Source organism: Microbacterium sp., from assembly GCF_052099035.1.
Lineage (GTDB): Bacteria > Actinomycetota > Actinomycetes > Actinomycetales > Microbacteriaceae > Microbacterium.
Map to the genome: position 1 here is coordinate 1 of NZ_JBQDSX010000078.1, position 10,116 is coordinate 10,116.

Genomic DNA, 10,116 nt, shown 5'->3' on the forward strand with positions numbered 1-10,116 from the left:
CTGCCCGAAGAGGTCGAGTTGCGGCTTCTCCCAGATGCCACGGGTCGGGTTCCACGCCGCGAGGGGTTGCACTGTTGGGGGTTGCATCTCTGAAGTTGCATTGCTCATTGTCGTCTCCTTCGAGGTTTGCGCGGATTGCGGGCGCGGAGAGCAACCCACGGACGTTCTCGATTACGACCATTCGGGTTGCAGCGCGTCGATCGCTGCCGCCATGTGTGCCCAGAGGCCGGAGCGGGTGCCCGGTGCCAGGCCGGCCATCTTCCCGACTGTCGACACATCTTGGCAGGGGAACCCGCCGCAGAGGATGTCCACCGGTGGGACGGTGTCCCAGTCAATAGTGGTGATGTCGCCGAGGTTCGGGGCGTCTGGCCAGTGGTGGGAGAAGACACGCGCGACGGGTTCGTTGATCTGGGAGAACCAGATCGTTCGAGCGTTGCAGACTTCCTCGACGGCGAGGTCAAGTCCGCCGTAGCCGGAGAACAGCGACCCGAGACGCAGCGGCGCGGACGGGCTGATAAGGGGCTGATCGGCCACAGGCGAACCTCCTTGAACGGTGATCCCCGGAGTCCTGCGGTCACTCCGAGCGGGTCACCACCCAGGTGCACGAGCCGCCCCATCAGCGCCCATCCATTTGGCGCCTCCCGAGTCACGACGGCTGCCGTCGATGACTCAGCGCCCTGTCCTCTCGCGGTTCACTCGCACGAGTTGTCACGCCTCTTGCAGATCGAGGTTGAGCCGGCCGTCAGCGGGCCGCTGCTCACCTTGTGAGCAGACGGAGAAGGGCGGCCGGGGTGACGGTCTCGATGCGCGTGATGTCGGCAGGCGACGGTTACAAGTACCTGCTTCGCACAGTCGCGGCCAGCGACGGCGACAGGTCGCTGTCCACCCCGCTGACGCGTTATTACAACGCCGAGGGCACGCAGCCGGGTCGCTGGCTCGGCGCCGGAGTCGCCACGCTCGGAGGCGGACGGATCAACGTGGGCGATCAGGTCTTCGAAGCACAGCTCCAGCTCCTCATCGGCATGGGCCGCGACCCCATCACCGGGGAACCGCTCGGCCGCGCGTACCCCGAGTACCGAGCCGTGGCCGAGCGGGTCGAGGCGCGGACCCGGGCACTCGATCCATCGCTCGGGCCAGCGTCACGCGCAGAAGCGGTCGCAGCCATCGAAGCCGAGGAAGCCGAGCGCGGGGTGCGGCGGGCGGTTGCGGGGTTCGACTTCACGTTCTCGATTCCGAAGTCCGCGAGCGTGCTGTGGGCTGTTGTGAATGCTGGGACGCAGGCGTTGATCGCGGATGCGCATCATGCGGCGGTTGCGGAGGTGGTTGCGTTCATGGAGCGGGAGGTTGCAGCCACGCGCGCGGGCGCAAGCGCCCGCGACGGTGCTGTTGCACAGGTCGACGTCGCAGGGCTCATCGCCACGGTGTTCGATCACTACGACAGCCGGGCGGGCGACCCGCACTTGCACACGCATGTCGTCATCAGCAACAAGGTGCAGACCGTCCTCGACGGCAAATGGCGGAGCCTGGATGGACGGCCGATGCACGCTGCCGTGGTCGCGCTCTCCGAGCTGCACGAGGCGGTTTTCGCTGACCACCTCACCCGGTCGATTGGCGTCTCGTGGGAGGCGCGCGACATGGGCCCCGACCGCAACCCGGCGTGGGCGATCACTGCGGTGCCGGAGGCGCTGGTGAAGGAGTTCTCCACTCGTGCCCGGCATATCGACGCCGAGACCGATCGGCTCATCGAGCACTACGTCGATGCGCATGGGCGGCGGCCGTTCCGTGCGACGATCATGAAGCTCCGCGCCCAGGCCACCCTCTCGACCCGGCCGGAGAAGGAGGTGCGGTCGCTGGCCGATCTCACCTCCTCGTGGCGGGAACGGGCCTGGAGGGTGCTCGGGTCGGATGCGACCTCGTGGGCGCGCGGCGTGACGGCGAATGAGGAGCCGTTGCTGCTGCGCGCCGACGACGTGCCGTTGGATGTGATTGCCTCGCTCGGGCAAGACGTGGTGACCGCGGTCGGTGAGAAGCGCTCCACCTGGCATCGCTGGAACCTCACTGCCGAGGCCGCGCGGCAGACGATGGGACATCGGTTCGCCTCGACGGAGGATCGCGAAGCCGTCGTCGGACTGGTCGTGGGTGCCGCCGAGGCCGCGTCGCTGCGCCTGACCCCGCCGGAGCTCGCATCCAGCCCGGCGGCGTTCCGCCGGCCGGATGGCACGGGCGTGTTCCGTCCGAAGCGCTCCGCGCTGTTCTCCTCCGAGGTGCTGCTGGCCGCCGAAGAACGCCTCCTCGAGCGCGCCCGCATTACCACTGCCCGGACCGTGCCGCTGACGACCGTGGAACGTGTTACGAAGCGGCCCGACAGCAAGGGCCGGATGCTCGGTGACGACCAGGCTGGCGCGCTGACGAAGATCGCGGTCTCCGGGCGGATGGTCGATGTGCTGGTCGGCCCGGCGGGGGCGGGGAATACCACATGTCGTGTTTGACGCCTCTACCTGCGGGTCGCAGATCCTGTCTCGGAGGCCAACCAGGGGAACGAGCTGTCTGCGCGAGGCCCGCTATTGCTCGCGTGTCTCGTTGCGCTGTTGTGCCTCATCTCCTAGCTCAGAGAGAGGCGCTCAGGGGTCGTGGAGGGTGCGCCTGGTGCGATAGTTGAGGTGAAAAAGAGGGAGACTGGCGGATGCCAGTCTCCCTCTTTTCCTGCTATTGATCGCGTTCGAGAGTCCCGATCTCTGTGCCCGAGGCGTTCAGGATATGAAGTGTGCTCCCCTTGATGGTCCCAGTTGCCAGTCCATTCAGCCAGGTGTCGATGTCTTCGCAAGCCATCATTGTGGATGCGACCTCACCGAAATCGAGTTGGCCTTCGCTCTGGGTCCATCCACCGGTCAGACGGTTGCAGCCGTCGCTGCCGCTGAGCGTGCCGTCTTCTGCGAGAGTGAGGGTTGGCCCGTCTTCCTCGCCCCAGGTGCCGACGGGAGATTCGTTCGTTGAGGCGCATCCGGTGAGCAGTAGCGCGAGTCCTGCGATACCCGCGATGAGCGCGGATCGTGTGCGAGTCACCGAGGGGCTCCGTTGAGTGCCTGTCTCTTAAGCTGCTGATACTCGGTGTCGGTGATGGCTCCGCTGTCGAGGAGTTGTTTTGCTTGCGCGATTTCAGCTGTTGGGCCTCCTGCGACGGAGCGGATGTAGTCCTCGGTCTCCGTCCTCGCCTGCACGACCTGATTCTGCGCGCGTTCTCCCATGCCGCGTCCGCGGAAGATGAGGTAGACGAGCGCCGTCACGAAGGGCAGGAAGACCAGAAACAGCAGCCAGACGGCCTTGAAGAAACCGTTGAGCTTCCGATCGCGGAAGAGGTCGGAGATGATCGAGAACAGCGCCATCAGATAGGCGATGAATACGAAGATCGTGAGGAACCACCAGATAGTGTCCCAGATAGTGGACCAGAAGCTCATAAGTATTTCCTGTTCTTGTAGATGCCACGCCCGAGAAGTGGGCGTTCGGAAGCTTTGCCGCACTGTGCGGCCAAGCGGGAGACTAAGCAGCGCGCTTCTTGAATGCGATAAGCGGCAAAAGCCAGGCACCGAGTGCGGTGACGAGCCACACGATGAGTGTGCCGAGGATCCATGTCCCAATCCCGGTGATCGCCAGGCCGCCTCCGACGAGCGAGGCGATGAGAAGCGCGACGAACGTTGAAACGAGACCGATTCCTCCGACGAGAGCGGGGGCGTACCGTCTGGCCATCTTGAAGATGAATGGTGCCAGGACGCTCTGCGCGAGCGCGAACACAATGATCGCGACGAGCAGCCCCGAGAGGGAGAGCTGGAAGTCCGGAAGTATGAGTGCCTCACTTTGTTGCGGAGGAGTGTTTGAGCCGAGGAGCCAGGCAGTCGGGTTCTCAGGGTCGGTTCGTAGACTCGGGGGGTGCGGATTCTGGTGGAGGTAAGTGAGCGGGCTCAGGCCTGTTACGACGTGGGGTTGTCTGCCGGATTTGAGACAGCCTGGGGTCTCTCTGCGGCTGATCCCACCTTGACGCGGCTTGACGCTCAGAAGCGGGTGTCAAGCATCGACTTCGATCCGTCCTCTGAGCGGATGCGACGCGGTAACTTCTCGTCCGCACCGTGGGTGGTGTCCGCATGATCGACACAACCTCGCTGGCAGACCTCCTCATGTGCGGGCCACGGGGACGACGCCTGCTCCTCGAGTATGCGATCGCATCCGATCGCCTCCACGTCCCCGAGTACCGTGAGGACTCGTTCAACGCGGGAGTCTTTCTCGCCTCGTATCACCTTGACCCAGGCAAGGGCACATCGGTGCAGTTGATCGGCAACGTCGGTGGGGAGGTTCGGGAGGTCGCCCCCGCTGAGGTTGCAGCGCGCTTGGAAACTGTGTCGTTGGCCGAAGTGACCCCGGAACTGTTGCGTGACTGCGTCTCCGAGCCGGTCGGTTCGGCCAGGTACTGGCAGGAGGCGGACGGGAGCGACGTACTTGCGGTGTCAGATGAGTTGCAGGTTCCGCTTCGCCGCGTCGCGGAGCACATTGCCGCGTCTGCGCATGCCACGTGGTGGGGTGAGCCGGTGGCGGAGCGTTCCCAATGGCAGGTGGAGTGGGATGACGCACCAACGCACGAGATCATGGCAGACCCGATGGCATTACTCCGCAAGGTGCGGGATCAGATCGTCGAGGAAGAACTGGCTGCTCGGCGGGAGCGTCCGTCGGATGTGACCGCGAACTGGAGCGGGAACTGGTGGTCACGCCCACCGTGGGAGCTTCCCTCAACCACCAGGGCACTGTTCGACGAGAGTCCTGCCGGGTTGTGGTTCGTGGAAGACAGCCTCGGCTGGGAGCAAGCGAACACGCGGCGGCTGGGGGTACCCGCTGGGCTGCGTATCTTCGAGATTGACACCGCCGAAGCGTGGGCGGATCTATGCGCGCGGTTCCCGATCGAGGTCACCGCGCAAAAGCGTCACGACTGGTACCGCGCCACCGGGCGAGACGGTGCTTGGGTGGTCCCGGACTGGGCGAAAGTCGCCGAACACTACGACGCTGTACACCTCCAGACACAGACCTATCTCTCTGCGGCGGGAATCGCGATCCCTGTCGATGAGCAGACCGCTACCGTGATCGCGGGCTGGGACCCGGATCAGACGTTCTGGTTTACACCGAACGTGCGCTACATCGATGATCGTGTGCGGTGGGTAGTTGAAGAGAACGGTGAACGCACCGATTGGGTCAGACAGGAGAACCCAACATGATGATCGGAACACGACTGCGGCCGCGTGTCGCGCTCGGCACGGCAGCTGCCGTAGCAGCAGTGATCCTGCTGTCTGCCTGCACACCATCACCGACGACAACCTCGACCGATGCTGAGGGGAACACGGTCACCGTCGATTGGGTCGACTACCCGGCGAGTGCGGGCATCCCAGCAAGCGATGTGCTGATGCTCCCCGCTGCTGAAGAGGTTGAAGCACGGGCAGGCCAGCTCATCGTCGAAGTTCAGGACACTCTCGAAACTGAGTACGGCATCAGCGAGTGGACGGTAGAAAGCGAAAGTGGCTGGTATCCGGAGGAAGGCAACGGGTACGGCGGCAAATCGCTACTGACCACCTATAACTCTGCAATCCATGAGGTGAACGTCGAGATTCCTGTCGAACAATGGGACGCGGTCATCGACACCGTTCGACAGATCGCGGAACGGTATGAGATCACTGACCAAGCGCGTGACACCTACTTCGAGGAGTATCCCGAGTGGATGCGGGTAGGGAGCTTCCATCGCGGAGCTGAGTTCTTCGACGTCACCATCCAGGACGACACGCTCAACCCCGACTACCAGGCGGGCGAGAGCGACGACGAACTCGTGGCGGGCGTTTCCTTGTTTTATGGGATCACGACGATCAGCGAAACAGATCGTGCCGAGTTCATCCGCCGCGCAACCCCTTTCGAGGGAATCAAGATGCCTGAGGCAACGACTTCCGACTGACACTCACGCACGCTCATGCCACCGTGGCCCCACCGTGCGGCCTGGGGTTTGCTGTCTAAGGGGTGAACCGCAGTGCCATCGATTCGGTGGGACTGCCTGATCCGGGAGAGTCTGTCGCTGAGCCGTATCACGGTGGTGCCGATTCGGCTCCACCGTCTCATCTGGGATGAAACAGTTCTGTGGTGAACCGATTTCTGCCGGTCGGGGGTGTTGAATCAACACTCCCGGTGGTTGTGAATCACGACCACCGCACCGGGTCCCTGATTGAGTTGCGTGAGCACATATAGTAGCTCATGTTTCGGGTAAATACTAGATGTTGTGGTTTGGGTGACGCACCTGTCGTGTATGAACACGATCATGCACACCACTGACACCCCATGTATTTCCCGCACCAGTCAGGTACGGATCCCACATCGGAGGCGGGCGCAATTGCCGGGCAAGCTTCCGCCAGGCTTCGACCCGGAGGCGTTCGTTCGGGAGGCGTGTGAGCGGTCGGGGGTGTCTTTCGCCGTTACTGACCCGGTCGCGCTTTCAAAGCTCCGTGTGCTCACCAAACCCGAAGCTTGACCCCGCCGTGCTCTCGATGCAGCGCTTCCGGGGATCGCCTGTATGCGCTGCGCTCTTTGTGTCAGGCTTTGAAGGTGATCTGCACTCGTTCGGGCCTGAATCTTGCGCCACCGTTGGGGAGGGGCAGGATCACGAGGGTGTCGACGAGGGCGGCGATGATGGCGCGTTTCTGTGGGATCGACCACTCCGACGCCCACGCTTCCCGCAGCGCAGTCTCGTCGCCGATGGGGATGCCCTTCAATGCTGCGGACTTGCTGGTACGCCCGAGGAGTCGTTCCGCTTCGGTGATGGAGTGTTGTGCTGCGGTTTTCGCGGCGTGGAGTTCTGCGCGGGTGAGGAGGCCTGCTCCGTAGTCGCGGGCCATGTCCTCCATCCGCTGCCTCGCAGCAGTGATCTGGGCCATCGCTGTTGCGACTCCGCCGTCTTCACCCGGTGCTATATCGGGGAGAGTGGTTGCGGCGAGGCGGAGGATGATCGACTCCGTAACGACCGCTTCGACACCTGCGGCGCTGGCTGAGAGTCCGCCGCGTTCCGGGCGACCTGGGAGCGGGAGACACCGGTAGAAGTGCTGCTTCGATGGGGCAGTCTGCCCGGTGCGCCAGCCACCGGTGACGAGAGTATTGCCGCACTTCCCGCAGGAGATGATCCCGGCAAGGAGACTCTTCGCTGATCGACCGACCCTGCGGTCGGGGTTTGCGAACACGGCGCGGATGCGTTCGGTTTCTTCCGGGGTGATGATCGCTTCCCAGTTCCCCGGCCCCAGGATCGCCCGCCCACCGGGTTTCTCACCCCCACGCGGCGCGTCAGGGTCGTAGGCACGCTGCCCCGAGATGCGTGCGGAGCAGAGGATCGACTTCACCGTTGATGCGTGCCACACATTCAAGCGACTCTTCCCCTTCGACGGCGGCACCGGGCCACCGTCGCGGTTGAGCCACATCGTGATCTGCCGCACCGACTGACCCGCAAGGAACCTGTCCGCCATCTCATGAATCACAGCGGCTTCTTCAGGGATGAGGACACCGCCGAGCCCGTACCCGTACTTCGGGGCACCATGCCACTCACCCCGCTCCGCCTTCTGCCTATTCGCACGACGAATGCGGTCGGCTTTATGCCCCGACTCATACGACGCGATCGCGACCAACTGGCGGGCCATCAACCGGCCCTCGTGCGCGTTCAGATCGAACGCGCCACCTTTGACGGTATCGATGCGGATCGGATGCGACTCCACGAGATCGATGAGATCTTCCAACTCGCGCGGCTTCCGATAAAGCCGATCCACATGCCACGCCACGATCCGAGTGGGACCGAGCTTCACCCGTTCAAGGAGATCGAGGTAGCCGGGGCGTTTCTTGTTTCCATACGCGGAGATATCGTTATCCATAAACACGGCAGGGTTTTCCACACTGAGCCGGTGGCAAAGGTCGAGGCAGTCCTGCCGCTGCCGCTCAACCCCGGCCTCCGCGCCCGTGCGATCCTCGCTGATGCGCAGATAGACGATCACCTGCTCCATGCTGTCGTTGATATTCGTGCCGTTCATGACGACCTCCATTCACCTGGTAGGTACGTCGGTCAAACCCGACACGTCGACAAGACGACGGCGATGTCGGCGTTGCGGCGGGCGTGGGAGCACGAGCACAGGCGCGGCAGCGTGGTGGGGCTCGCGCCGTCCGCGGTCGCCGCGCAGGTCCTGGCCGATGACCTCGGTCTCCAGACCGAGAACACCGCGAAGTGGCTCGACACCCACGACCGCACCGGCGAGACGTTCCGCAAGGGTCAACTCGTCATCGTCGATGAGGCGTCGCTGGCGGGCACGCTCTCCCTCGACCGCATCACCACATTGGCGGCGGAGGTCGGGGCGAAGGTGTTGCTGGTCGGGGATCACGCCCAGCTTCAGTCCGTCACCGCCGGGGGCGCGTTCTCCCTCCTCGTTCACGACCGCGACGACGCCCCGGAACTGGTCGACGTGCACCGGTTCGTCAACGTGTGGGAGAAGACCGCATCTCTCGCGTTGCGGTACGGGCGCGCCGACGTCATCGATACCTACGTCGAGCATGGCCGCGTGATCGGCGGAGAGACAGAGGTGATGATCGACGCCGCCTACACTGCCTGGCGTACGGACACTCTCGCCGGGCGGGCCAGCGTCCTCGTGACCGACTCCAACGAGTCCGTCCAGGCGCTCAACAACCGGGTACGGGCTGATCTGATCCTCGACGGCACCGTGAACGCCCGCCGTGAGGTCGAGTTGCACGACGGCACCCGTGCCGCGGCCGGGGATACCGTCATCACCCGCCGCAACGACCGCCGCCTTCGCGCCGGCCGGTCCTGGGTCCGTAACGGCGACAGATGGACGGTCACCGAGGTCCGCGATGACGGCGCCCTCCCCCTCCGCCGCGTCGGAAGGAAGTGGGGCACCTCAGTCGTCATCCCGGCGAAGTACGCGGCCGAACATCTCGACCTCGGCTACGCCGTCACTTCCTACCGTGCGCAGGGCATCACGGTCGACTCCTCGCACGTCCTGGCGGATGCGTCGATGACGAGAGAGACGTTCTACGTCGCCATGACCCGTGGCCGCGAAGAGAACATCGCCTACGTCGCTGTCGACAAGCCCGACTCCGCCCACGACGGCCCGCACCCCGGCGACAACGAGGATGCGTCCGCTCGGTCAGTGTTGTTCGGGGTGCTGCAGCACGTCGGCGCCGAGCTCTCCGCGCACGAGACGATCACCGCCGAGCAGGACGCCTGGGCTTCGATTGCGCAGCTCGCCGCCGAGTACGAGACCCTGGCTGCTGCCGCACAGCACGACCGCTGGGCCGCGCTCATCCGCTCGTCTGGGCTCAGCGACGACGACGCCGAGGACGCGATCGCCTCACCCGCATTCGGAGCGCTGACTGCCGAGCTCCGCCGGGCCGAGGCGAACCAGCACGACGTCGAGACCCTGCTGCCACGCCTCGTACGAGCACGCGGGTTCGCGGACGCCGACGACATCGCCTCAGTTTTGCACGACCGCGTCGCGAAGGCAGCTGCGAGGCCAGCGGGGTCCGGTCGCGCGCGGAAGGCACCACGCTTGATCGCCGGCCTCATCCCCGAAGCCATCGGCACCGTGCCGTCCGAGATGCGGCAGGCGCTGACCGAGCGACGCGACCTCATCGAGACCCGGGCCGATGCGCTCCTCGATACCGCGCTCAACGAGAAGCACGAGTGGACCACGAACCTCGGCGTCCAGCCGAAGCAGGCGCGAGCGGCGCACGCATGGCGGAGCGCGGCTCGCACGATCGCTGCCTACCGCGACCGCTACGGCGTCACTGGGCCTGCACCCCTCGTAGCACCCGTTGAGGCCGACACGCAGAAGCTCGACGCTGCCCGCGCCCGCGCCGCGCTCGACCGGGCTAAGAACCTCGCCCAGGCCGAGCAACCCGACCGGGAACGTCCGCGCCGCATGGGAGCACAGCGAGTCGGACCCTCGTTGTAGTCGGTGCCGTGCGGGGGGGGGGGGGGGCAGGCGGGGGGCGGGTAGTCGTTGTTAAACAGTGCGTCGTCCTTCAGCCCGCGGAGCCCCTGATCAGGCACCA

General features: G+C 64.9%; 7 protein-coding genes and 2 pseudogenes. 4 read left to right on the top strand and 5 right to left on the bottom strand.

What is annotated here, in order from left to right; genetic code table 11:
* Window positions 1-171: 171 nt before the first annotated feature.
* Window positions 172-534: a DNA cytosine methyltransferase gene (locus ACTIAO_RS15425; RefSeq protein WP_441907057.1), complete on the bottom strand. Its 363-nt coding sequence runs from the start codon at window positions 532-534 to the stop codon at window positions 172-174.
* A 257-nt stretch (window positions 535-791) separates the two neighbouring features.
* Between ACTIAO_RS15425 and mobF the strand changes: the two are divergent.
* Window positions 792-2,477: pseudogene (gene mobF / locus ACTIAO_RS15430) on the top strand (MobF family relaxase); the annotation flags it as partial.
* Window positions 2,478-2,706: 229 nt separating this feature from the next.
* On the opposite strand, the gene ACTIAO_RS15435 reads toward mobF, so the two are convergent.
* The 3 genes from ACTIAO_RS15435 to ACTIAO_RS15445 all read right to left on the bottom strand — a co-directional run bounded on the left by ACTIAO_RS15435 (window position 2,707) and on the right by ACTIAO_RS15445 (window position 3,744).
* A complete protein-coding gene (locus tag ACTIAO_RS15435) occupies window positions 2,707-3,063 on the bottom strand; it encodes an META domain-containing protein (RefSeq protein ID WP_441907058.1) in 357 nt (118 codons plus the stop codon).
* Window positions 3,060-3,455, bottom strand: coding sequence for an SHOCT domain-containing protein (locus tag ACTIAO_RS15440; protein ID WP_441907060.1), 396 nt, complete (start codon window positions 3,453-3,455; stop codon window positions 3,060-3,062). The genes ACTIAO_RS15435 and ACTIAO_RS15440 overlap by 4 nt, the downstream gene beginning before the upstream one ends.
* An 82-nt stretch (window positions 3,456-3,537) precedes the next feature.
* A complete protein-coding gene (locus ACTIAO_RS15445) occupies window positions 3,538-3,744 on the bottom strand; it encodes a hypothetical protein (RefSeq protein WP_441907061.1) in 207 nt (68 codons plus the stop codon).
* Window positions 3,745-4,136: 392 nt separating this feature from the next.
* Between ACTIAO_RS15445 and ACTIAO_RS15450 the strand changes: the two genes are divergently transcribed.
* Together ACTIAO_RS15450 and ACTIAO_RS15455 are read left to right on the top strand one after the other, a co-directional pair.
* Window positions 4,137-5,255: a hypothetical protein gene (locus ACTIAO_RS15450; RefSeq protein WP_441907062.1), complete on the top strand. Its 1,119-nt coding sequence runs from the start codon at window positions 4,137-4,139 to the stop codon at window positions 5,253-5,255.
* The gene (locus ACTIAO_RS15455) at window positions 5,252-5,980 is read left to right on the top strand and encodes a hypothetical protein (RefSeq protein WP_087055409.1); all 729 of its coding nucleotides are present in this window, start codon (window positions 5,252-5,254) and stop codon (window positions 5,978-5,980) included. The genes ACTIAO_RS15450 and ACTIAO_RS15455 overlap by 4 nt, the downstream gene beginning before the upstream one ends.
* 628 nt (window positions 5,981-6,608) lie before the next feature.
* Here the strand turns inward: ACTIAO_RS15455 and ACTIAO_RS15460 are convergent.
* A complete protein-coding gene (locus ACTIAO_RS15460) occupies window positions 6,609-8,057 on the bottom strand; it encodes a recombinase family protein (protein WP_441907063.1) in 1,449 nt (482 codons plus the stop codon).
* On the opposite strand from ACTIAO_RS15460, the pseudogene ACTIAO_RS15465 reads away from it, so the two are divergent.
* Window positions 7,950-10,016, top strand: a pseudogene (locus ACTIAO_RS15465) (ATP-dependent DNA helicase); the annotation flags it as partial. The gene ACTIAO_RS15460 and the pseudogene ACTIAO_RS15465 overlap by 108 nt on opposite strands.
* Between the last annotated feature and the right edge of the window lie 100 nt (window positions 10,017-10,116).

Bases quoted from the DNA above. Each gene is read 5' to 3' on its own strand.
- ACTIAO_RS15450 (WP_441907062.1), top strand. From the start codon at position 4,137: ATGATCGACACAACCTCGCTGGCAGACCTCCTCATGTGCGGGCCACGG.
- ACTIAO_RS15455 (WP_087055409.1), top strand. From the start codon at position 5,252: ATGATGATCGGAACACGACTGCGGCCGCGTGTCGCGCTCGGCACGGCA.
- ACTIAO_RS15445 (WP_441907061.1), bottom strand. From the start codon at position 3,744: ATGGCCAGACGGTACGCCCCCGCTCTCGTCGGAGGAATCGGTCTCGTT.
- ACTIAO_RS15440 (WP_441907060.1), bottom strand. From the start codon at position 3,455: ATGAGCTTCTGGTCCACTATCTGGGACACTATCTGGTGGTTCCTCACG.
- ACTIAO_RS15460 (WP_441907063.1), bottom strand. From the start codon at position 8,057: ATGGAGCAGGTGATCGTCTATCTGCGCATCAGCGAGGATCGCACGGGC.